The sequence below is a fragment of the Arthrobacter sp. TMN-50 genome (assembly GCF_054511125.1).
The window spans coordinates 404,476-426,173 of sequence record NZ_JBTNDG010000002.1 but is presented as its reverse complement, the minus strand read 5'-3'; the positions used below and the strand labels follow the sequence as shown (position 1 = coordinate 426,173).

18 protein-coding genes and 1 pseudogene are annotated in these 21,698 nt (G+C 64.0%); 11 read left to right on the top strand and 8 right to left on the bottom strand.

Going from position 1 to position 21,698, the window contains the following annotated elements:
* Positions 1–4: 4 nt before the first annotated feature.
* Together ACX80A_RS06015 and ACX80A_RS06010 are read right to left on the bottom strand one after the other, a co-directional pair.
* A complete protein-coding gene (locus ACX80A_RS06015; RefSeq protein WP_459258766.1) occupies positions 5–1,168 on the bottom strand; it encodes an acyl-CoA dehydrogenase family protein in 1,164 nt (387 codons plus the stop codon).
* A gap of 32 nt (positions 1,169–1,200) precedes the next feature.
* Positions 1,201–1,977, bottom strand: coding sequence for an SDR family NAD(P)-dependent oxidoreductase (locus ACX80A_RS06010; protein WP_459258765.1), 777 nt, complete (start codon positions 1,975–1,977; stop codon positions 1,201–1,203).
* A gap of 171 nt (positions 1,978–2,148) precedes the next feature.
* Between ACX80A_RS06010 and ACX80A_RS06005 the strand changes: the two genes are divergently transcribed.
* On the top strand, positions 2,149–3,273 hold the full coding sequence (locus ACX80A_RS06005) for a glycoside hydrolase family 76 protein (protein WP_459258764.1): 1,125 nt from the start codon (positions 2,149–2,151) through the stop codon (positions 3,271–3,273).
* Here the strand turns inward: ACX80A_RS06005 and ACX80A_RS06000 are convergent.
* The 4 genes from ACX80A_RS06000 to ACX80A_RS05985 form a co-directional block, all read right to left on the bottom strand.
* The gene (locus tag ACX80A_RS06000; RefSeq protein ID WP_459258763.1) at positions 3,225–4,292 is read right to left on the bottom strand and encodes an ABC transporter ATP-binding protein; all 1,068 of its coding nucleotides are present in this window, start codon (positions 4,290–4,292) and stop codon (positions 3,225–3,227) included. The two genes, ACX80A_RS06005 and ACX80A_RS06000, sit on opposite strands and share 49 nt — an antisense overlap.
* The gene (locus ACX80A_RS05995) at positions 4,289–5,848 is read right to left on the bottom strand and encodes an ABC transporter permease (RefSeq protein ID WP_459258762.1); all 1,560 of its coding nucleotides are present in this window, start codon (positions 5,846–5,848) and stop codon (positions 4,289–4,291) included. Before ACX80A_RS05995 ends, ACX80A_RS06000 begins: the two co-directional genes overlap by 4 nt.
* 38 nt (positions 5,849–5,886) lie before the next feature.
* Entirely contained in the window at positions 5,887–6,939 is a 1,053-nt protein-coding gene (locus ACX80A_RS05990) for an extracellular solute-binding protein (protein ID WP_459258761.1), read from the bottom strand.
* 107 nt (positions 6,940–7,046) lie between these two features.
* Positions 7,047–7,637, bottom strand: coding sequence for a YdeI/OmpD-associated family protein (locus ACX80A_RS05985; protein ID WP_459258760.1), 591 nt, complete (start codon positions 7,635–7,637; stop codon positions 7,047–7,049).
* 63 nt (positions 7,638–7,700) lie between these two features.
* Between ACX80A_RS05985 and ACX80A_RS05980 the strand changes: the two genes are divergently transcribed.
* The 6 genes from ACX80A_RS05980 to ACX80A_RS05955 all read left to right on the top strand — a co-directional run bounded on the left by ACX80A_RS05980 (position 7,701) and on the right by ACX80A_RS05955 (position 13,141).
* Positions 7,701–8,009 (top strand): hypothetical protein, encoded by a 309-nt coding sequence (locus ACX80A_RS05980; RefSeq protein ID WP_459258759.1) that lies wholly within the window; start codon positions 7,701–7,703, stop codon positions 8,007–8,009.
* Between the two features lie 402 nt (positions 8,010–8,411).
* A complete protein-coding gene (locus tag ACX80A_RS05975; protein WP_459258758.1) occupies positions 8,412–8,951 on the top strand; it encodes an NUDIX hydrolase family protein in 540 nt (179 codons plus the stop codon).
* Positions 8,952–8,954: 3 nt separating this feature from the next.
* The gene (locus ACX80A_RS05970) at positions 8,955–9,806 is read left to right on the top strand and encodes a DUF6707 family protein (RefSeq protein ID WP_459258757.1); all 852 of its coding nucleotides are present in this window, start codon (positions 8,955–8,957) and stop codon (positions 9,804–9,806) included.
* A gap of 40 nt (positions 9,807–9,846) precedes the next feature.
* Complete coding sequence (locus ACX80A_RS05965) at positions 9,847–10,653, top strand: SRPBCC family protein (RefSeq protein ID WP_459258756.1); 807 nt, start codon at positions 9,847–9,849, stop codon at positions 10,651–10,653.
* 19 nt (positions 10,654–10,672) lie between these two features.
* On the top strand, positions 10,673–11,920 hold the full coding sequence (gene tgt / locus ACX80A_RS05960; protein WP_459258755.1) for a tRNA guanosine(34) transglycosylase Tgt: 1,248 nt from the start codon (positions 10,673–10,675) through the stop codon (positions 11,918–11,920).
* A gap of 264 nt (positions 11,921–12,184) precedes the next feature.
* Complete coding sequence (locus ACX80A_RS05955; protein ID WP_459258754.1) at positions 12,185–13,141, top strand: type IV toxin-antitoxin system AbiEi family antitoxin domain-containing protein; 957 nt, start codon at positions 12,185–12,187, stop codon at positions 13,139–13,141.
* Between the two features lie 88 nt (positions 13,142–13,229).
* On the opposite strand, the gene ACX80A_RS05950 is transcribed toward ACX80A_RS05955, so the two are convergent.
* On the bottom strand, positions 13,230–13,943 hold the full coding sequence (locus ACX80A_RS05950) for a queuosine precursor transporter (protein ID WP_459258753.1): 714 nt from the start codon (positions 13,941–13,943) through the stop codon (positions 13,230–13,232).
* 146 nt (positions 13,944–14,089) lie between these two features.
* Here ACX80A_RS05950 and ACX80A_RS05945 point away from each other — a divergent pair.
* The 4 genes and pseudogenes from ACX80A_RS05945 to ACX80A_RS05930 all read left to right on the top strand — a co-directional run.
* Positions 14,090–14,306: pseudogene (locus ACX80A_RS05945) on the top strand (bifunctional hydroxymethylpyrimidine kinase/phosphomethylpyrimidine kinase); the annotation flags it as partial.
* A gap of 172 nt (positions 14,307–14,478) precedes the next feature.
* Positions 14,479–15,954, top strand: a complete 1,476-nt coding sequence (locus tag ACX80A_RS05940) for a polysaccharide pyruvyl transferase family protein (RefSeq protein WP_459258752.1) — start codon at positions 14,479–14,481, stop codon at positions 15,952–15,954.
* Positions 15,951–16,940, top strand: coding sequence for a glycosyltransferase family 2 protein (locus ACX80A_RS05935; RefSeq protein ID WP_459258751.1), 990 nt, complete (start codon positions 15,951–15,953; stop codon positions 16,938–16,940). Before ACX80A_RS05940 ends, ACX80A_RS05935 begins: the two co-directional genes overlap by 4 nt.
* A 299-nt stretch (positions 16,941–17,239) precedes the next feature.
* Positions 17,240–21,142: a S8 family serine peptidase gene (locus ACX80A_RS05930; protein WP_459258750.1), complete on the top strand. Its 3,903-nt coding sequence runs from the start codon at positions 17,240–17,242 to the stop codon at positions 21,140–21,142.
* A gap of 75 nt (positions 21,143–21,217) precedes the next feature.
* Here ACX80A_RS05930 and rraA read toward each other — a convergent pair whose 3' ends face one another.
* Positions 21,218–21,694 carry a ribonuclease E activity regulator RraA gene (gene rraA / locus ACX80A_RS05925; protein ID WP_459258749.1) on the bottom strand — a complete coding sequence of 159 codons (477 nt, stop codon included), beginning with the start codon at positions 21,692–21,694 and terminating at the stop codon, positions 21,218–21,220.
* Positions 21,695–21,698 lie beyond the last annotated feature (4 nt).

Sequence of the window (21,698 nt, the reverse complement as noted above, 5' to 3'; positions counted from 1 at the left end):
GGACTTAGTTGATCGCCGACAGCCCGGTGATGGCCCGCCCCACAATGAGCGTGTTGATCTCGTAGGATCCCTCATAGGTGTAGATCGCTTCAGCGTCGGCGAAGATCTTGGCCATCCGGAAGTCGGTGGTAATCCCGTTGCCCCCGAGGATTCCGCGTCCCAGGGCGACGGTCTCACGCATCCGGGCCGTCGTGTAGGCCTTGGCGAGCGCCGCCTGGGGCATGTCTCCGCCGCCGTCCGCCTGTAGTTGCGCCACCCTGGCCATCATGGCCAGGCTGGCGGTCGTGTTGCCGAGCATGCGCACCAACTGCTCCTGCACCAGCTGGAACCCGCCGATGGGCCGGCCGAACTGGTGTCGGTCCACAGCGTACTGGCGGGCGACGTCGAAGGCGGCGAACTGCTGGCCCACCGCCTGCCAACCAACCAGGATCCGCGAGCCGCGCAGCAACCGGCGGGTGTCGGCAAAGGTGCTGATACCCGCAAACCGGTCCGCTTCGGGCACCCGGACGTTGTCCAACAGCACGTCGGCGTTCTGGACGGTACGCAAGGCAATCTTGTTCTCGATCCGCGTTCGGGTTACGCCGTGGAGTGTCGCGTCGAGAATGAAGCCCCTGATGCTCCCATCAGCGGTGTCCCTCGCCCAGAGCAGCATGTAGTCGCAGAAGGTGCCGTTGCCGATCCAGCGTTTGGCACCGTTCAGGACCCAGGTGTTGCCGTCACGCGTTGCGGTGGTCGAGAGGCCCCCGGCCACATCGGAGCCGTGGAGCGGCTCGGTAAGCGCGAACGCCCCGGTAATCCGGAGGTCCATGGCATCCTGCAACAACCTGGCTTTCTGGTTTTCGGAACCGAACTCGTGCAGCGCCTCAACGAAGAGGTCGTGATGCACCATGAAAAAGGTGGCAAGCGACGTATCGACTCGCGTCATTTCAGCGATCACCATGCCGCTGAACAGGTAGCTGTACCCCTGCTGCACCGGGGTGCTCAGGTTCAGCGCGGCGAGTCTGGGGAGTACCTCGATGGGAAACTCCGCGCTGTTCCACCAGTCCTCGGCCGACGGCGCCACCTCCTTAACGAGGAAGTCGCGGACGTCGTCGAGCTTCGCGCGCTCGGCGGCACTGAGCAGGGACTCGAAGCCCATGAAATCGGCTGAGGGGAGGGTGCTCTCCATTGAGCTGTTCCTTTCCAAAGCTGCGGTAACAGCTATTTCGGTGCCATGCGGATGGCACCGTCGAGGCGGATCGTTTCGCCGTTGAGCATCTGGTTCTGCACAATGTGGGAGACCAGGGCTGCGAATTCGGCGGGTTTGCCGAGCCGGGACGGATGGGGAACCTGGGCGCCCAAAGAGTCCTGTGCCTCCTGCGGCAGCCCGGCCATCATCGGGGTTTCGAAGATTCCTGGCGCGATGGTGACCACCCGGATCAGCGAGCGGGCGAGTTCCCGCGCGATGGGCAGGGTCATCGCCGCGACAGCACCCTTGGAGGCGGCATAGGCGGGCTGACCGATCTGCCCGTCGAACGCTGCCACCGAGGCGGTGTTCACGATCACCCCCCGTTCAGGTGAACCGTTCGGTGGGGAGACGGGTTCGGTGGCCGCCATCGCTTCCGCGGACAGCCGGATCACGTTGAAAGTTCCGATCAGGTTGATCTTGATGACCCTCGCGAATTGCTCCAACGGAAGCACCCCGTCGCGTCCGAGGACCTTGCCCGGCGTGGCGATCCCCGCACAGTTGACCACGGTGCGCAGCGGGCCCAGCGCCACGGCGGCGTCGACGGCGGCCTGCACCTGGGCGGGGTCCGTGACGTCTGCCGGGGCAAAGACGGCGCGGTCGCCGAGTTCGGCGGCACGTTCGGCGCCGGTGGATTGCGGCAGGTCCACCAGGACCACCGTGGCGCCGTCGTCGTACAGTTTCCTCGCGGTGGCCTGGCCCAGACCCGAGGCTCCCCCGGTGACCAGTGCCACAGTGTTGCTGATGTCCATGGAGTCTCCTTGGGCTTCGATGCCGTTGGGCGATCTGTCGGTCAGGCGGGCTCGGGCGTAACCTGATGCCCACCAAACACTACTGTGACGCAGCCCATACTGCACCCGGCGGGCACGGTGGTTGGCAGATTGCTCAATACCATTCGCGCGGTATCCGGTTAAGGTGGATTTATGCTCACTTCGGGGGAGGAACTCCAGCTCCGTGCGGCGGGACTGCGGGCCGAGGCCGCTGCGGAGTCCGTCCGATCCCGCTTCGGGTACCGCCTCTTCGGGCTGCCAGGAACTCATCTAGGGGCTGTGCGGTGTCCCCGTGGGCGCCCGGACCCTGCCTGGCACTACTGGTGGCAGGCCCACTACCTCGATGCGCTGGTGGACGCAGCACTACGGGAATCGGAACGGCGTGAGGTGGGGCACCCGGTGTCCGCGCTAACGGCCCGGCGTCTACTGCGCGGGATCCTGCTGCGCAACGGACTGCGCTGGAGAAACTCCTATTATGACGACATGGCCTGGCTGGCCCTGGCAGTGGACCGGCTACCGCTCATCGGACAGGACGGCGGACACGCGATTTCGGCTCTGGAACGGGCGCTCCTGTCGGCGCACACGCCGGACGCGGGTGGCGGGCTGTACTGGAATACCGACCGCGACTTCAAGAACACCCCGGCCACCGGTCCCGCGGCCCTGTTCTTCGCCCGGCGGGGCGATCCTGTCCGGGCGCAGGAGTTGGTGGATTGGCTGGGGCACCGGCTCAGGGACCAACAGACGGGCCTATACCAGGATGGCATCCGGCTCACGGCAGGCGGCGAACTGCTGGTCCCGACCGTGTACACCTACAATCAGGGGCCGGTCCTCGGCGCCCTCCTTGAGTTGGGTGGGGACGCCAACCTGGCCGCCGCCGCTGACCTAATCATCGCCGTCGGGAAACACCTGGCCCTGGACGGGGTCCTGATCACGCATGGGGGTGGCGACGGCGGTCTGTTCACTGGGATCCTGGCCCGCTACCTCAGCCTCGCAGCGCTGGATCCCTCGCTGCCGGTCACCGTTCGGCGCACCGCCGCAGCCCTGGTCAGGACGACGGCAACCTCGTTGTGGTCGGGGCGCACCGAGGTGCCCGCATCCGTCGACCGTGGCCGACGACGCCGTCCCGGCACCGCGGTGCTGGCGTTCCCGACACGAACCGGGGACGACGCGCTCGCGGGCGGCGCCGAACTGTCCACACAGTTGCAGGCGTGGATGATCCTGGAAGCTGCCTACCGCGTGATCGCCGGAGAAACAGGTGAGGGGGAGACACCCGGGTAGGCGAGCGCCCGGTGGCTGATGCCCAGCGATACCGTGTCGCCGCGGTTCGGCAGGTCGGGGGCGGCCATCCTGGCTCGGACGGTCAACCCGGTGGGCAGTTCAACACTGACCAGGGCGTCGTGGCCGGCATAGGACACGGAAGTGACGGTTGCTTCGGTTCCACCGCCCTGCAGGTGTAGCCATTCCGGCCGCAGCATCACGCATACCGGTGAGCCGTCCTTCGGTTCGCTGCCGTCAACCATTTCGGCCTCCACCAGGCCGAGGCCGCACTCCACCAGTCCGCCGGACCAGTAACCGTCCACTTCCACTGTGTCACCGACAAACGCTGCGACCCACCGGCTGACCGGTCGGTCGTAAACCTCTCGAGGGGTGCCCCACTGCAGGATTTGACCGTCCCGCATCACCGCTACGTAGTCGGCCAGGGACAGCGCTTCTTCCTGGTCGTGGGTGACCAGGAGGCTGGTGTTGCTTTGTCCGTGCAACAGTTCGGCGACTTCACGGCGCAGCGTCGACCGTAGTTGGGGGTCAAGTGCAGCGAACGGCTCATCGAGAAGCACCAGATCCGGCCGGGGCGCGAGTGACCGGGCCAGTGCCACGCGCTGGGCCTGGCCGCCGGACAGCTGGGACGGTGCGCGGTCCACCAACTCTCCAAGGCCGACGAGCGCGGCCAGGTCTGCGATCCGTCCAGCCCGGTCCGCGTTGCGTTTAAGTCCGAAACCAATGTTGTCCCCAACCGATAGATGGGGGAAGAGCGACGCGTCCTGGGGCACCCAGCCGACACCGCGCTTTTCTGGGGCTAGCCGAACAGCGGGCGAGGAGAGGAGATTGTCGCCCACGCTGATGGTGCCGCCGGCCACAGGGAGCAGCCCGGCGATGGCGCGCAGCAGGGTGGTTTTGCCGCAACCGCTCGGACCGAGCACAGCGGTGAGGGCGCCCCGGGGGATCTCCAGGTGGACCCCGTCGAGCACAGTTGTGTCGCCATAGGCGACGCGTAACCCGTCAATGACTACCCAACTCACAGATCCTCCTTCGCGACGCCTCGGAACCCGGAGAGCACCACCGCCGGGACGGCGGCCAGCAGCACCAGGGTTGCCGCGTAGGGTGCGGCAGCCCCAAATTCGAACACTGTGGTCCGTGACCACAACTCAGTGGCGAGGGTGTACGTGCCGGTGGGGCTCAGCAGCAGCGTCGCAGGTAATTCTTTCATGACGGCGATGGCCACCAGTAGCGCGCTGACCCCAATGCCGGGGAGTGCCAACCGGGCGGTCACCCGACACCACGACTGCAGTGGCGACAGTCCCAGCATCCGCGACACGTCAACCAGGTTCCCCGGAACCGCCGCAATGCCACTGCGCATCGTGCCGATCGCCTTCGGCATGAACAGTACTGCGTACCCGAAGATGAGCACCACAACCGTCTGGTAGAGCGCAGGGACCGCCGCCAGCGCGAAGAACACCAGCGCGAGGCCCACCACAATGCCGGGCAGCGCGTGGCCGAGGAACCCTACTGCTTCCACCGCGGCTACCAGCCGGCCCCGGTACCGTGCGGCCAGGACGGCAATGGGGAGAGCCAGCACCAAGGCCGCGAGCGCGCCAGCAAGGGCGAGGCCCAGGGTGGTTCCGACTGCTTCGCCGAGACGCGCAAGGTCGATTTCCCGCAGGGTTTCGGCTTCCAGCAGGCGGCTGGTGAGCCCACTGACGGGGACGACGACGGCGACCACGGGCGCGCTGAGCACCAGAGCGAATACGACGGTGATCCACCGCCCGGCCGGGATCAGAGGCATCCGGCCGCGGGCGGTGCCCTGGTTGACTTGCCCGCGGAACCGCTTCTCGCCGGCAACCACGGTCAGCGCCAGGACCACAAGCACAAGAGCCAACAGGGCGGCCTGGTTACGGTCAAAGCTGGAACCGTAGGCCGAATTGATGCCCCAGGTCAGGGTTTGAAACCGCAACATTGCCACCAGGCCGAAGTCGGACAGCGTATACAAGGCAACGAGGAGCGCGCCAGCCACAGCCGCGGGCCTTACTCGTGGCCAGGTTGCGGAGCGGAAGGCCCCCCACGGCCCACAGCCCAGGGTCCGGGCCACCGCCTCCAGGTCGCCCGACGCGCCGCGGAGGGCGGCAACGACCGGCAACGTTACGTAGGGGGTGCAGACTGCCGTCATGATCAGCCAGCTCGCAAAGAATCCATCGAGGGTCGGCAGCCAGACCAGCCAACCATAAGCCGCGAGATAGGAAGGCACGGCGAGTGGCAGCGCCGATATCAACAGCATCGCCCGGGCCGCGGGGAGGCGGACCCGGGTCAGCGCCCATGCCGACGCCGTACCCAGCACCAGGCAGGAACCAGTAACTGCCGCGGCCAGTAGCACCGAGTTCAGTGCCAGCTGCACCACCTTCGCCCGCAGAAGAGTATCGGCGAGTTCGGTGAATCCGGCGTCTGCGGTCCGCGCAACGAGGTACCCCAATGGGATGGCAGCGATCGAGGCGCACAGGATGGCCAGCACCACCAGCCACCCGGGGGGTCTGACCCGAGGCGCGCGCGGAAGTCGCGCCGGCGCGGTGCCGACACGCCTCACGCGGATCATGCTCATCGGGTGTCGTCCGCTCTGTAAAGTCAGATCAGCCCATGCTTGCTGAGCAGTTCCTGGGTAGTCTCAAGTGAATCGAGGTCGGACAGGTCCAGATCCGGGTTGACCAGCGAGTCCAAAGCCGGCAGGCCTTCCTGCGCCTCAACGCCTTCCGCAAGGGGATACTCGAACGTTTCCTCGACAAAGTACTGCTGCGCATCGGCCGAGACAAGGAACTCGACGAACTCCAGGGCATCAGCGTCCTGAGCGGCGCCGGAGAGAATCCCCGCTCCGGTGACATTCACGATTGATCCCGGGTCACCAGCCTCGGGGAAAGACAGCTCGGCGCGCATGTTCTCTTCGCCGATTTCCGCCGCCTGTCCGAACCAGTAATAGTGGTTGATTAATCCGGTGTCGACAATTCCTTCATTCACAGCGGTCAGCACAGCCCCGTTGTTCTCAAAGATCTGGGGATCGTTGGCGGCCAGTGCCGCCACCCACTCATCGGCTGCTTCTTCACCCTTCAACACGCGGTATGCGGTGATGAAGGCCTGGAAGCTGGCATTCGAGGGGGCAACGCCCACCCGGCCAGCCCACTCGGGGGTGGTGAGCTCGTCAACCGTGACGGGCACCTCATCGGCGGCGAGCTCCTCGCCGTCGTACACAATGACCCGGGCGCGGCCGGTGACCCCTACCCAGCTGTCATCGATGGAGGTGAAACCGGCGGGGACGCCTGACGTGAGATCCTCGGGGAGGGTGGCGAACAGACCGGCGCCACCGAGGGCGCCCAGCGCTCCAGCGTCCTGGGACAGGAAGACCTGGGCGGGTGTCTGCTCCCCTTCTTCGAGCAACAAGGCACCCAACTCAGCGGTGTTGCCATACCTGACATCTACTGCCACGCCACTGGTTTCCTCGAACATGTCGATCAGCGGCTGGATCAGTTCCTCATCCCGGCCGGAATAAAGGGTCAACGCATCATCGCTTTCCAGCTCCGCGGCGGGTCCTGAACTGCTCTGCTCTGTGGGCTCACCTGTCGCCCCGCAGCCCACTAGGGCGAAGAGGGTGGCGCCGGCAGCGAGGGCAGCAAATTTATTGGTCATGCGGGATGCCTCCGAGGGTGATCAAAATTAGTGCGGGTAAGGATTACCTTACACGGGAATGAGCCCTAATTAGTCACACAAATATGACCTAATGGGTTCGGGGCAGATCAGGGGCGTTTGCGTTGGGGGTACGGCGTTTCGTGGCGGGCAAGCATCGCCACGAATTTGGCGATATTTCGTTCCCGTGCGGCCTCGGTTTTGAGTTGTCCCAACCTAAAGATTAACGCGTACCTATTCTGGGAGGAGAGGACCCCGAACATGGCCAGCGCCGCGGGGTCGGCGGCGATGGCGGCGGCCAGGTCAGCGGGAACCTCAGCCGTCGCCGGTCCTGCATAGGCCCGCTCCCACCGGCCGTCGGCTTTCGCGGCGGCGACGGCGTCATGCCCTGCCTGGGTCATCCGTCCCTCCGCGGTCAACCGGTCAATGTGGCCGATGTTGCGCAATGACCAGATGCTGCGAGGCCCGCGCGGGGTGAACCGCTGGAAGGTGCTTCCGGCATGCCGCCGTCGGACCTGCCCGTCGATCCAACCAACGCAAAGAGCCTCATCCAACGCTGCCTGGTAGGTCAGGTCGGTGACCGACCCGCCCTTCTTGTGCAGAATCAGCCAGACCCCGGGCGAGGTGGAGTGGTTGGCGCCAAGCCATCCTCGCCAGGCCGGAGCATCGGCGACCAGCAGTTCGAGCAGTTCGGCCTTCATGGGGCTACTGTAATCCCCTATGCTTCGGCGAACTCCCCGACCCAGAATTCTGGAGGAAACCTCATGCTGCGGGCGCGTCCTACCCTGCTCACCACCGACACCGAGCAGATGGCTTCCCTTTTCCGTGCCCTCGGCCTGCTGCGGGCGGAAGGGAATGCTGACCAAAGCCTTTTCGACGCAGGGGGCGGCCGGATTGCCCTCCGCGAAGCCGCGGAGGGACTCGGCGTCATCGGCTTCGAAGCGGGCGACCTGACCGTATTTGCCCGCCGCACCCGCGAGAGTGGAACGGCGGCGGAAATGGTCGAGCCCGACGGCGTCACGGTCGTCCTCGTCACGACCCCCCGGATTCGCATTCACTGTCCATCAGGGTGAGCGGGCGGCGCTTTCCGGCGTCGACCCGGACCTGTCTGTGGCGTGCAGTTGGCACACGCCCGATACTGCGTCGGCGGCGAAAGCGCTGGGTGACATTGGGGCACGGCCACTCCCTGCGGTTCCGGACCACTTCGCAGCCAAAAACGGGGGACAGATATCGGTCCAAGCAGGCAAACACCAGCGCGTGGACGTGGGCTTCGTGTATGCGGGTGACCTTTCCGGCCTCCGCGACAGGGTACTGAACGCTGGATTCCACGCGGTCTTAGCCGATGCTGACGCCGACCATTTCCTGCGCGTTTCGCTCCCGTCGGGAGAGTCTTTGACAGTCGCCCCCGATTCAGCCAAGGGCCGAAGAGCAGCGCGCCGCCCGCCATCAAGCCCTCGTCTGCGATAAAACAAAGTATGAACGTTCGTACCCCTGACCCCAATCCCGGGTGGCTTTCGGAAGAAGACCTCTACGAAGCCCGCCGCCGCCTCCCCATGGTCTACGTTGAGGCCATCCCGGTGCGGTGCGACTCGCTGGGGTATGTCACAGAGGTTGGCTTGCTGCTGCAGGCCAACGATCAGGGGGAGATGGTCAGGACGTTCGTGTCCGGACGTGTGATGTATCGGGAAACCATCCGCGCTGCGCTGGTCCGCCATCTGGAGAAGGACCTGGGCCCGTTCGCTCTCCCCCAGCTGCCGCCCTGCCCAGTGCCGTTTACCGTCGCGGAGTATTTTCCGTCTCCGTCGGAAACCGGGATGACCGACGACCGGCAACACGCCGTCGCCCTCGCCTACCTCATTCCCGTGACCGGGGAGTGCCAGCCCCGCCAGGACGCTTTGGAGCTGTCCTGGATGACCCCTGACGAAGCGCTCAGCCCCGGCGTTCAATCCGAATTCTCGGGTGGGCGCGGTGGATTGCTCCGCCAGGCGCTGGCCTATGCAGGGTGGGGACGCTAACCAATGAGTGAGAACCGGAAACCGACACGGGTACGCAGGCTCAGCGCCGAAGCTGTCACCGCCGGCCACCACATCATCGGTCCAGCCGGCGAGGACCCTACCAAGGTGGTGGACACCACAATCGAGAATGACGATTTCGGGACCCCCGCCCTCGTCGTCGCGACCCTCGACTCCGGTGATTCTCTTCGCATCGCTGCCGGTTCGCAGGTCCAGGTTGCTGTGGACGACGCTGAGGCTGGGACCGGTTCGATCCCCGCCCAGGACGGTACCCCGGAAGCGGTCATTGCCCACGCGGTGTCCGTACACCCGGAGAGTGCTCAGCTGCAGGGTATCGCCGAGCGGCTCTCAAACGGCGTGAACGTCAAATCGGGGAGCAATCTACAGGACGTCTATGACCTCGCGCTGAGCCTGCTGGTTGATTTCGCTGACGCAACCAACGCGCAACGGGTCTGCGATCTGCTGACCCCGCTACCGTTTGACGGCAACTTTGGGCGCTGGAAGTGGATCGAGGGAGCGTTGGCGCTCGCCTCCTATCTGGCTTACGACGACGGCGACGCCGCTCGCGCGGAGGCCTACTCGGCGTCGCTCCGCACCGCCGACGACGCCGAAACCGACCCTCTGAAAGCCAAACTTGCGGCAACGGTGCGGCAACGCCAGCTCAACGCCCCCAACCTTTACGATCCTGAAATTGGCCGCGCCGCAACCGCCGGCGACGCGGCGGCCGAGAAGGACTGGCGGGTGGTGCGGCTGACAGCGCTGTTCCACCTGCGTTCACACGGCGGATCCGAGACGCTGACTACTGAGGAACTTACCCGGCGGATCCACAATGAGCTCATCGCGATCCGCGCACTGTAAGCCCCTGGAGGGGTAACCGCTGCGGGAGTAGAGTGTCGCCATGAATCACTCGCCCGGTACCGCCGGCACGGCCGCAGCTGATGCCCCAAATCCCCTTCGCGTTCACATAAACGCTGACGCCCGTCAGGTCTGGGTGATGCTGCGCGAACCAGCGAAGATCGCCCAATGGCATGGGTGGGACTACGATGGTCTGGCCGAGGAGATCCGCCTGATCTTCTTCTCCCCCGATGTCGCTGAGGCGCCAGACCACCTTGTGCTGACGCTTGAGGATGGGGACACCTTCACGGTGGTGCCCGGCCCGGACGGGACGGCCGTCACCGTCGAGCGCGGGCAGCCTGAACCGGGTTCCGACCTCGCGGACTGGCACGAAGACATCACGGAGGGGTGGATTTCCTTCCTCCAACAGCTGCGTTTCGCGCTTGAACGGCACCCCAACACCGACCGCCACACGGCGTTCTTCTCCGGTACCCCCGCCGATGGGCGGTCCGCCGTTGACCGGCTCGGCGCCGGGTCGGTTGGTGAACCCGGCGACTCCTACACGCTGACGATGCCGGGTGGCGAGGAACTGACGGGCCGGGTGTGGTTCCGGACCGAACGACAGCTCGGGCTAACGGTGGCGCAGTATGCCGACCACGGTGATGGGTTGCTGATTCTGGCCGAACAGCCGATCGCGGACGGGGTGCGGGACAAGCCCGCCGCGATGGTCATCGCCTCGACCTACGCGCTGGGCGCCAGAGCCCTGCACGGCGTCTGGAACAGCTGGGAAAGAGTACGACGCGATTTCTATCCGGACGCCGACCCGCTGGTCACCTCAGACCTCGACCGTGCGGGCAAACCGTCGTCCTGATTGCTGGCAAAATAGGTTGGTGCCAACAGATACGCAGCAATCTTCCTTCTCGTTCACCGTCGATCAGCGGCTGAGCGGCCCCGCAGGCGGACAACTGTATGGCCGCACCGGCACCATCACCACCCCACACGGTCAGATCCGCACACCGGCGTTCATCGCCGTCGGGACCAAAGCGTCGGTGAAGGCGGTGCTCCCCGAGTCCATGAAGAAGCTGGGCGCACAGGCGCTCCTCGCCAACGCATACCACCTGTATTTGCAGCCCGGACCCGAGATTCTCGACGAAGCCGGCGGGCTGGGTCGCTTCATGAACTGGGACGGACCCACGTTTACCGACTCGGGTGGCTTCCAAGTAATGAGCCTGGGCTCCGGGTTCAAAAAGGTCATCACCATGACCGTCGCCGACGCCGGTAGCTCCGATCACCTGGTGGCGGCGGGCAAGGAGCGCCTAGCCCACATCGACGATGATGGCGTGTGGTTTAAGTCGCACCTCAACGGGGACCGGCACCGGTTCACCCCCGAAATTTCGATGCAGGTCCAGCATCAGCTCGGCGCCGACATCATGTTCGCCTTCGACGAACTCACCACGCTGATGAACTCCCGCGGCTACCAGGAGGAGTCGTTGGAGCGCACCCGGCTCTGGGCCAAACGCTGCCTCGCCGAACATGACCGGCTGACCGACGAACGCGTGGGAAAGCCGTATCAGGCGCTGTTCGGCGTCGTCCAGGGCGCCCAGTATGAAGATTTGCGGCGCAAAGCCGCCACGGACCTCGGTGGAATGAACTTCGACGGGTTCGGCATCGGCGGCGCCCTGGAGAAGGAGAATCTCGGGACCATTCTGGGCTGGTGCGCCGACGAACTACCCGAGAACAAGCCACGGCACCTGCTCGGCATTTCGGAGCCGAACGACCTGTTCACCGGCATCGAAAACGGCGCCGACACCTTCGACTGCGTCTCCCCCACCCGGGTGGCCCGCAATTCAGCGTTCTACACGCCGGACGGTCGATGGAATCTGTCCAATGCCCGGTTCAGGAGGGACTTCACCCCTCTGATGGACGGCTGCGACTGCTACACCTGCACCAACTACACCCGCGCCTACATCCATCACCTGTATAAGGCGAAGGAAATGGTCTCGGCCACTCTCATCTCAATCCACAACGAGCGATTCATCGTGAAACTGGTCGACGACGCCCGCGGCGCGATCGGCGACGGCACCTTCTTCGACCTTAAGGCCGAGGTCCTGGGCCGCTATTACGCCACGAAGCACTAACCCGCATTTCCGCGCGCAGAAAAGTGGCTGACCCGCAGTTCCCACGCAGAAAAGTGGCTGACCCGCAGGTGAGTGGTTGCGCGACAGCGACCCTGCACGTGGGCCACTTTTCCAGGCTGGCGGAGTAACGTGGGCCGCGTCGGATCCACCCAACCGGGCCGGGTCGGGCCTCGAGTCCTCCTCTACAGCCGCCAGGGGCGTCGAGTTGTCCACATAATGGCTTCGATCCACCCCATCGGGCTTGGACCGGCGCATGCTGACTGCATGAATACCGAGTGCCCGTCCTGGCTGAACCTCTCAGAGACCCCTTGGACCACCGCGGAACTCGCCGACCGGAACGTCAGCGATCGGCAGGTGGCTCGACTCGTCCAGACGGGAGACCTGGTTCGGTTGCGTCGCGGATGTTATGTGTCGGGCCAACTCTGGGAACAACAGTCGCCCAAAACACGGGCGCTGCAACGCATTTACGCACACCACCACTCACTTCTACCGGCCAGTCAGTCAACGCTGGTGTACAGCCATACATCGGCTGCCCGCGTCCACGGGCTGCACCTGTGGAACGTGGATGACTCGATCCACGTCACTCAAAGTTTTCCCACCTCACCCCACGGACATGGTCCAGACGTTCAAGCCCACTACTCACCGTTGGCGCCCGAGGTCGTGTCCATCAGACAGGGTTTGCGCGTCACCTCGCTGGAACGCACCGTGGTGGACTGCGCACGAATACTCCTCTACCAGCTGTCGCTGATCATTGCGGATAATGCCCTGCACCAAGGCGGCGACCGCGCACTGATGCGGGACATAGCCCTGCACCTCACCGGCCACAAAGGCATCGCAAACGCGAGAAAGGTCCTCGCTCACGCCAGCGCCCTGGCCGAGTCCCCGGGTGAAACCCTGGCCCGGCACATCATCCGACGCCTGCGGCTACCGATACCTGAGGAGCAGGTCGCCGTCCGGACCAGACATGGTGACCACCGACTCGACTTTGCGTGGCGGGAGCTGCTGCTGGCCCTCGAGTTTGACGGCAAGATCAAGTACTTCGCTTACGCGCCCACCGACGAGGTGCTCTTTCAGGAGCGTCGCCGGGAGAAAGCGCTAATGGAGGACGGTTGGCAATTCATCCGGTTTGAATGGTCGGATTTGTTCAGGGAGGCAGAGTTGCGCGCCAGGCTCACCACGGCCCTGCGCCGGGCGGCCTTGCTCCACCGAAAAAGTGCCTAACCCGCAGACGAGTGGCCGCCCCACCACTCGTCTGCGGCTCCGGCACTTTTCCGGCCCATCTCCAGGAAGTAACGGGACGGCGGCGCGGCTAGGATGCCGCGTAACTCGGTTCGCGCTTCTTGATGGCCCTGATCACCAGTGCCGTGACCGGAACGAACAACACCTCGATCAAGGTTTTATAGAGGAAACCGAAGATCAGGTAGTTCAGGAAACCGCCAAAAGTGGTGATACCAATAACCGACGCAGCAATGGCGCAAAAAATTAGGGTGTCGGCGAACTCGCCGACAACAGTTGACCCGAGCAGACGGCCTACCAGGCCGCGCTCCCCCAATCGGGCCTTCATCCGGACCAGCACCCACGCGTTGAGGGTCTGCCCCACGGCGAACGCCAGAAGTGAAGCCAAGACGATCAACGGGACCGGGCCGAGAGCGCCTTCAAGGGCGGCCTGCTTTGACGTGCCGAAATCGTCGTTGAACCCAGGGAGCGCGATGATAATCAGGTAACAGAGGGAGGCGAACGCGGACAGCAGGAACGTCACCACGATGGCTAGCCGGGCGGCTCTGAAGCCGTAGACCTCGCTGATTACGTCGCCCAGAATGTAGGCGAGGGGGAAGAGGAAGAAGCCGCCGTCGGTAATGATGCTGAAATCGCCGAGAATCGGCCCGACCATCACTCCCTTGGATGCTCCGATGTTCGACAACAGCACCACGACGGCGAGCGTCGCGAGCATGACGGCGAAGTAGGTGCTTCCGGAAGAGGCAAATTTGGCGCGGGTTTTTTCCTGCAGTTGAGGCAACGTCATCTCATTCATCGAAGTGGTTAGCAAACACTTTTCGGCCCACTGTATTAGCACTGATGCCCGGCTGCCCCCGGGCAGGTCAATTCTCCCACGGGGATGAGAAATGCCCGCAACTGGCCGCTCCGGACGAAAGTGGGCAGACTATACGAATGCCCCTATCTCATTCCGCCCCACCAGTGACGCTGACCATCGCCGGATCCGAAGCTACCGGAGGCGCTGGCGCCCAGGCGGACCTCAGAACCTTCCAGGAGTTGGGTGTCTACGGCATCGCGGCCCTGAAGTGCATTATGTCCTTCGATCCGAAGGACAAGTGGAACCGCCGCTTTGTGCCGGTCGACCCGCAGGTGGGCGTCGATCAGTCGGAGGGGGCGGAGTGCGCGCTAGGCGCCGCCACCGCTGCCAAGCTGTCCAAAAGCGCCACCCCCCTGGAAGCCGCCCGAACTGCCGTAGCATTCGTGACCGAGGCGATACGGAACCGGGTATCGTCCCGGGTGCCCTTCGACGTCGCCTGGCAGGGCGGCGCGGCCGGTATTCCCGTATGAGAGTAGCGATTCTGGGCGACATCGGACAGCGGATCTACCACGTTGGTGACGATGCTATGACCCACGCAGCGGTGGACGAACTGGCTGTCCGGGGTATCGGTGATGTCATATTGCTCAGCCGGAATGTACCTGACACCACCAGCCGGTTCGGGGTGGCAGCGGCGCCAACCATCGAATTTCCTTGGCCCTATGCCGCGTACCAGCATTACCTGAACGACATACTTTCCCTCCTGGCTGGTGAACCACACGGGCTGGCCGACGATGACCAGGTCTATCAGCTCATCGAAACCATCAGCCGGTGCGACGCGGTGCTGATAGCGGGCGGCGGCAACATGAACTCCGTATATGGCTGGCTGCTGTACGAGCGCGCAGCGGTCGTCGAGATCGCCCGGCATCTCGACAAGACGGTGGTCATCGCCGGTCAGACCGTCGGCCCGCTGCTCTATGAAGCGGACCGCGACGTCGCTGCGCGGATGCTTTCCCACGCCGCCCTGGTGGGAGCGCGCGAGGCCAGCACCCTGGACCTCGTCCGTGAGCTGACGGGAACCACTGTGGTGCCCGGCCTGGACGACGCCTCGTTCCTCGCCGCCAGCGCGAACCGAGGAGAGGACCAGCCGGCCGGAAGCCCGCCAGCGGGTGCCTACCTCGTTGGAAGCTTCGCCGGCGGAGCAGGCGCCTGCCCGCGCGATGTCTTCGTTCGGGAGGTCGCGAAAGTACTGGACGACGCGGCCGAACTGACCGGCCTGCCCGTGTTGCTACTCCCCCATATGGCGGTGGAGGGCGAGGGCGGTGTCGATGAAACCATTCATGCCGAGATCGCGGCCGCGATGACCTCCGCCGTCAAGTCCAGGCAGATCGCGGGAGCGCGGGACACCGCGGTTTTGACGTCTAGAGCCGCACTGGTAGTCACATCGCGCTACCATCCGGTGGTTTTCGCGCTCGACGGCGCCGTCCCGACGGTGGCGCTATCCCTCGACGAGTACAGCGACGTGCGTCTGCGCGGGGCACTCGCCAACTGGGGGCTTGCCGACTTCGCTCTGCCTCTGCCATCCCTGCTGGACGGCACCGTTCGGCTGGCCATCCACGAAGCCTGGCAACGACGAGAGGACATTGCCGACCAGGTAAGAACGCTCCGCCCGCAGAAACTTGCTGAGTCAGCCGCCTGGTGGGAAACGGTCGTACGGACCCTTCAGGGCCAACCCGCTGACGCCCTGGTCCCCGGCCCACACCAAAAGCTGGCACCCGGAGGCACCTGGGCCGCCTCCGCCGCCGCAGCGCGAGTGGTGTTCATTCCCATGTCAGCGGAGCTCGCCCACCTGCACAAGACCCGGGAACACCTTGACGGGGAAGCCTCCGCAGCGCGCGCCGAGCTGCAGGGCTGGTTCAATTCCTCCAGTTTTCGGCTGGCCCGCACCCTCGCCTCACTCCGATTGCGGCCGCGACCGCGCAAAGCCCCTAAGGACTCCCCGTGACCACCGCTTCCCCCGCCTCCGTTGCCATCATCATGCGGTCCCGCAACCGTTCGCTCCTGTTGGACCGCGCCCTGCGGGATGTTCTCAACCAAACCGTGGCGGATTGGACTCTCGTCGTCGTCAATGACGGCGGCGACCGCGCTGAAGTGGATCCAGTGGTGGACCGTTACCGCTCGCGGCTCGGCGAACGAGTCCAGGTCATCCACCACGACGCGGCGCTCGGGATGGAGGCCGCCTCCAATGCCGGTATCCGCGCGTCGGACTCCACGTTCATCGCAATCCACGACGACGACGACGAGTGGCACCCAGCCTTTCTGGAGCGGACCCTCGCTCACCTGGCGCAGCACGACGACGCCGGTGTGGCAGTGCGCACCGAGATCGTCTACGAGCGGATCCTGGGCGGAAGAATCGAGGAGGTCGGCCGGGAAATCTTTCAGCCCCAGCTGCAGTCAGTGACACTCTTCGACACCCTCCGACACAACCGTTGCGTTCCCATCTCGGTGCTCTATCGCCGTTCGCTTCATGACCAGATCGGATACTACGATGAATCCCTCTCCGTGGTGGGTGACTGGGAATTTCAGCTCCGGCTGCTGCGGCACCACACCCTGGGGTTCCTCGGCGCGGAACCTCTGGCATTCTGGAACCAGCGGCGGGAAGCGACCGGCGACCTGGGGAATAGTGTGATCGTCGACGATTCCGATCACAAGCTGCTGGATCAGGAAGTACGGGAGCACCATCTCAAGGAGTACGCGAACCAGTCCGGTCTCGGGTCGCTGCTCTACCAGACGGCATATCAGCAACGCGAGTTCGATCATCTTCACGAGCGGCAGAACTACTCAGAGGACCTCCTGAGACAGATTCTCGATGCTAACCATCAACTTGGCGAACGGATGCGGGTGCTGGAGGAAGCGATAAGCGACGCCAGCCTCGTATCGCTCGTGCGTCGCCGGTACCGCCGGCTGAAGGACCGGGTTAAGCGCCGCTAAAGGTCCGCTGAATGTCACCGATTTCACACCGTTCGATTGTTCTCAGGTAACTATCAGGCAATTGCCTAACTTAACTAAGTTTTTTATGTGCTACCCGTTGACTTGTGACTCACTACCCAGAAAAGTGGTACCGGTGGAGGGGGTCGGGTCTGCCGGCATCCATCGATTATTACTGCTGACGCAACTTGTTCACTCAGGGAATGTCACTCACATCTGTCATGACCGTGTCAGCAGTACCTGCCGGGAGCCAATCACAGGTCTCGGCGGGTGGTCATGACTGAGCCTCACTAAGGAGAAGTATGAGCAAGTCATACCACCGGAAGACGGGAAAGGCTGTGTTGGCATCGCTAACTGGCCTTGTTCTGGCTTCCAGCATGTGGGCGCCTGCTTCGGCCCTGGAATCACCGTCATCTGGTGAGCCCACCGCTGAAGGAATCGAGCTCCAGACGGTGCCCGATCTCAAAGTCAGCCGAGACCTGGCGGATAAAACCGGTCCGACAGCTGCCTACGTCCAGTTCTCAGGCAAAGGGGCCTTCGAACAAACCCAGTCGGTAGAAGTCCGCTCCGGGATCCAGCCTCCGGCGGACCGGACCAACGAGGTACTGAACATCCGGGCTGGAATTCAGGCGAAGGCGGACGAGGTGGCAGCTGAGGCTTCGGCTTCCCAGCTGTACACCACCACCAACACCATTCCAGGCGTTGCCATCCAAGGTGACGCAGCGGCAATCAAGGCACTTGCTGCCCGTCCCGACGTCGTAAAGATCACCGGCATCGTGCCGAAGACCGTCACCAACAAGGGCGCGGACATCGACACTCGCGCCCTGGACGCGTGGACAGCCCGCGAGCAGACCGGCGAGGGAATCACTATCGCCGTCCTGGACACGGGGCTCGACTACACCCACTCCGGCTTCGGCGGACCGGGAACTATCGAAGCGTTCGAGCAGGCGCAGGCCGACCTGACACCAGACCCCGCTCTCTTCGACGCTGCCAAGTATGTGGGCGGCTACGACCTGGTAGGCGACGACTACAACGCAGACGACCCGGACAACGACATTCCACAGCCGGATCTCAACCCCCTCGACTGCCAGAGCCACGGCTCCCACGTTGCCGGTACCGCCGCAGGCTACGGCGTCAACGACGACGGCACCACCTTCGACGGCGACTACGGCACCCTCGACGTCAACGGTGTCAACGCCATGCGGATCGGCCCCGGTTCGGCTCCTGAAGCCCAGCTGGTCGCCCTCCGTGTGTTCGGCTGCGAAGGCTCAAGCTCGGTGGTCGGGCAGGCGCTCGACTTCGTGCTTGACCCTAACGGCGACGGCAACTTCGACGACCGAGCCCAGGTTGTCAATATGTCACTGGGTTCCTCCTTCCCAGCCTATGACGACCCCGAAAACGACATCGTGAACGCTCTGACCGCTCAGGGCGTCCTATCGGTCGTCTCCTCTGGTAACAGCGGCGACGTCTACGACATTGGCGGCTCGCCAGGCAGCTCCGAATCCGCTCTGACCGTCGCTGCAAGCGTCGGTTCGCAGATCACTCTGGACCGTGCCGATGTGCTCGCCCCGGACGACGTCGTCGGACAGGCCGCTGGTCAGTACAGCGTCAACTACGACTACTCCACCGCCACCGAGGCAGAGCTCACCGGCACCGTCGTCAAGGCTGACCCGGCCAACGCTTTCGGTTGTAATCCCTTCGCGCCAGGAACCTTCAACGGCGAATGGGTCTGGCTGCAGTGGGAAGAGAACGGCAAGTTCCCTTGTGGATCGGCGGTTCGGTTCAACAACGTCGAGGCTGCAGGTGGAGCAGGGGTCGTCCTCGACTCACCACGATCAGTTTTCGAGTCAGGCATCGGTGGCAACGCCACCATTCCAGGCATCCAGTTCAACGCTGAATTTTCCGAGCGGCTGGAACCGGCAGCAGAAGCGGGCACCCTCCAAATCCGCCTCGACTCCGAATATCAGGCAACTGCTGGTGGCAGGTCCAACGCGCTCGACACATTGGCGTCCTTCTCCTCGCGCGGCCTGCACGGCTCGAACGGCGTGATCAAGCCCGATGTAGCGGCACCTGGTGTCTCCACCGGTTCGGTCCAGGTTGGCACAGGAACCGGCGCGTCGGTCAAGAGCGGCACCTCGATGGCAGCCCCACACGTTGCTGGTATCGCTGCCCTGGTCTTCGCTGAAACCGATTTCAACCCATACGAGATTAAGTCGATGATCATGAATACGGCCATCGCTGACCTGGTAACGGCCGACGGCGTCGAATACGCACCAAACCGCGTCGGCTCCGGTCGGGTTGACGCTGTGCTGGCTCTCGACACACCGGTCCTCGCCTACGCAACTGAACAGCCAGCGCTCACCTCGGTGAACTTCGGCGTTCTGGAGTTGGGCAACGAGGCCACGACCATGACCAAGCAGATCACTGTCGAGAACAAATCTGACACCGTGATCCGTTACAGCGCCTCCTACCTTGAGGCGTCCACGATGCCCGGCGTTGAGGTCAGCGTGACCCCACAGGTACTCGCGCCGGGTACACTCACCAACGCGTTCGACGTGCCAGCTAACGGGACGGCCACCGTCGATGTCACTTTGACCATCGACGATCCAGCTGCCCTGGCGAAGACCATCGATCCAGCTGCCGAGGAAACCCAGCTTGGCGTTGCTCGCCAATACCTTGCTGACGTATCCGGCCGCGTGCAGTTCGCGAGCGATGTGAATACCATCCGTGTCCCTGTGTACTCGGCACCGAAGCCCACCTCGGAGATCTCGGCTGGCGCACAGATCCTGTTCGAGAACGCATCAACCCTTGAGAGCTCGGTAACGCTCGAGGGCCGCGGCCTCCTGCAGGGTGGGGAAGATTCGCTCTACGCGTCAATCGTCTCCCCTCTGGTTCTTGGCGCTGAAAGCCCCCGGGCCGACAAGCGTCCGCTGGAGTCCTTGTACTCCCTCGACCTGCGTTCAGTGGGTGCCGCTTCAACGGTTCCCACAGTCCTTGCAGCCGGCGGCGAAGCAGAAGAAGGATTCCTGAACCTTGGTATCAGTACCTGGCAGAACTGGGCGCAACTTGGGGGTAACAGCCAGGTTGCAGTTGAACTGGATGTTGATGGCGACAGCGAAACCGACATGGTTGCCATCACCCTCCGCATCGACGACCTGGACATGATCCTGTTCGAGGTGGCGCCGGTGCTCGAAGACGGCTCGCTTGGCCAGGGCGAGAACCTGTATTTCGCCAACGGTGTCGACGGCAGCCTGGACACGAACACCTTTGACACCAACGTCGTCACGTTACCGGTCCCAGTCACCGAACTGGGCCTTGATCTGAGCGCCTCTGCTCCGATCCAGTACCGCGTCTCCACGGCAAGTCCCTTCAACGTTGACGCAGACGGCGGAACCGGCCCGGTTGATGAGACCGAGTGGATCAACTTCAACGTCACCGAGCCTGAACTGTGGTTCGAGGGTGAGACCCCTGACGCAGCGTTCATCGCAGCTGAGGGTGCCACGATCGGCGTCAACCGCCAGGAAGGCGTCACCGACGCCCGTGCGTTGTTCCTGCACCACCACAACGCAACGGGCCTGAAGGACGAGATCCTCGACCTGCAGGTGGACCAGCTTCGCTTCCCGGATGTAGCGGGTAACGAGCATGAGAAAGCGATCAACTGGCTCGCCGACCAGGGCCTGACCAAGGGTTATCCGGACGGCACCTACCGGCCGCTGGCGTCGATCAACCGCGATGCCATGGCGGCGTTCCTTTACCGCCTGGCCGGAGAGCCTGCCTTCGCGGAGCCGACCGTTTCTCCGTTCGCTGACATCACCATCGAAACCCAGTTCTACAAGGAAATGGCGTGGATGGCTGAGACCGGGCTTTCGACCGGTTACGACGAAGGCAACGGCGTAGTCACCTACCGTCCGCTGGCTCCCGTCAACCGCGATGCGATGGCTGCCTTCATGAACCGCTTCGCTGGCGAGTATTGCAGCATCGCGGACGCCCTGGACTACGACGCACCGCAGGTTGCACCGTTCCCGGATGTTCCGGTGAACGATCAGTTCCACCGGGAAATTTCCTGGATGGCCGAGAACAAAATCACGCGGGGCTTTCCTGATGGCGAATACAAGAGCCTTCAGCCGGTCGCCCGTGATGCCATGGCCGCGTTTATCCAGCGACTCGATGGCTACACTGAGGACAACGGCGGCTGCAACCCGTAACCACGGTTAGCAACAGCTAAATTCGCAAAAGTGGTGGCCACCCGGCAACTGGTGGCCACCACTTTTATGTCCACGTCAAGCAGCCGGCCCCTTCACAAGGATTCCGTCACCATCGGCGTAGACGGTGTCTCCCGGCGCGAAGGTGACCCCGCCGATAGTGACCGGCACGTCCACTTCACCCACCCCGTCCTTGGTGCTTTTGCGGGGGTTGCTGCCGAGCGCTTTGATGCCGAGCGGCAGGTCAGCCAGGACGGCGCGGTCGCGGATGGCTCCGTTGATGATGACGCCGGCCCAAGCATTCCGCACCGCGATGTCCGCAATCATGTCGCCCATCAACGCCCGCTCGAGTGACCCGCCGCCGTCGACCACAAGCACAGCGCCCGCCCCGGGGGTTGAGAGCACGGACTTCAGGACCACGTTGTCGTGATAGCACTTCACGGTCCGTACCGGGCCGCTGAATGCTTTTTTCCCTCCCAGGTCCTGGAACTGGACGGACACCGATTGGATGCCTTCCCCGAGTTCGTCGTACAGGTCTGCGGTAGCGATTTCCATGGTG

Coding starts and splice junctions, on each gene's coding strand:
- ACX80A_RS06015 (WP_459258766.1), bottom strand. CDS start 1,168: ATGGAGAGCACCCTCCCCTCAGCCGATTTCATGGGCTTCGAGTCCCTG.
- ACX80A_RS06010 (WP_459258765.1), bottom strand. CDS start 1,977: ATGGACATCAGCAACACTGTGGCACTGGTCACCGGGGGAGCCTCGGGT.
- ACX80A_RS06005 (WP_459258764.1), top strand. CDS start 2,149: ATGCTCACTTCGGGGGAGGAACTCCAGCTCCGTGCGGCGGGACTGCGG.
- ACX80A_RS05990 (WP_459258761.1), bottom strand. CDS start 6,939: ATGACCAATAAATTTGCTGCCCTCGCTGCCGGCGCCACCCTCTTCGCC.
- ACX80A_RS05985 (WP_459258760.1), bottom strand. CDS start 7,637: ATGAAGGCCGAACTGCTCGAACTGCTGGTCGCCGATGCTCCGGCCTGG.
- ACX80A_RS05980 (WP_459258759.1), top strand. CDS start 7,701: ATGCTGCGGGCGCGTCCTACCCTGCTCACCACCGACACCGAGCAGATG.
- ACX80A_RS05975 (WP_459258758.1), top strand. CDS start 8,412: ATGAACGTTCGTACCCCTGACCCCAATCCCGGGTGGCTTTCGGAAGAA.
- ACX80A_RS05970 (WP_459258757.1), top strand. CDS start 8,955: ATGAGTGAGAACCGGAAACCGACACGGGTACGCAGGCTCAGCGCCGAA.
- ACX80A_RS05965 (WP_459258756.1), top strand. CDS start 9,847: ATGAATCACTCGCCCGGTACCGCCGGCACGGCCGCAGCTGATGCCCCA.
- ACX80A_RS05955 (WP_459258754.1), top strand. CDS start 12,185: ATGAATACCGAGTGCCCGTCCTGGCTGAACCTCTCAGAGACCCCTTGG.
- ACX80A_RS05950 (WP_459258753.1), bottom strand. CDS start 13,943: ATGACGTTGCCTCAACTGCAGGAAAAAACCCGCGCCAAATTTGCCTCT.
- ACX80A_RS05940 (WP_459258752.1), top strand. CDS start 14,479: ATGAGAGTAGCGATTCTGGGCGACATCGGACAGCGGATCTACCACGTT.
- ACX80A_RS05930 (WP_459258750.1), top strand. CDS start 17,240: ATGAGCAAGTCATACCACCGGAAGACGGGAAAGGCTGTGTTGGCATCG.
- rraA (WP_459258749.1), bottom strand. CDS start 21,694: ATGGAAATCGCTACCGCAGACCTGTACGACGAACTCGGGGAAGGCATC.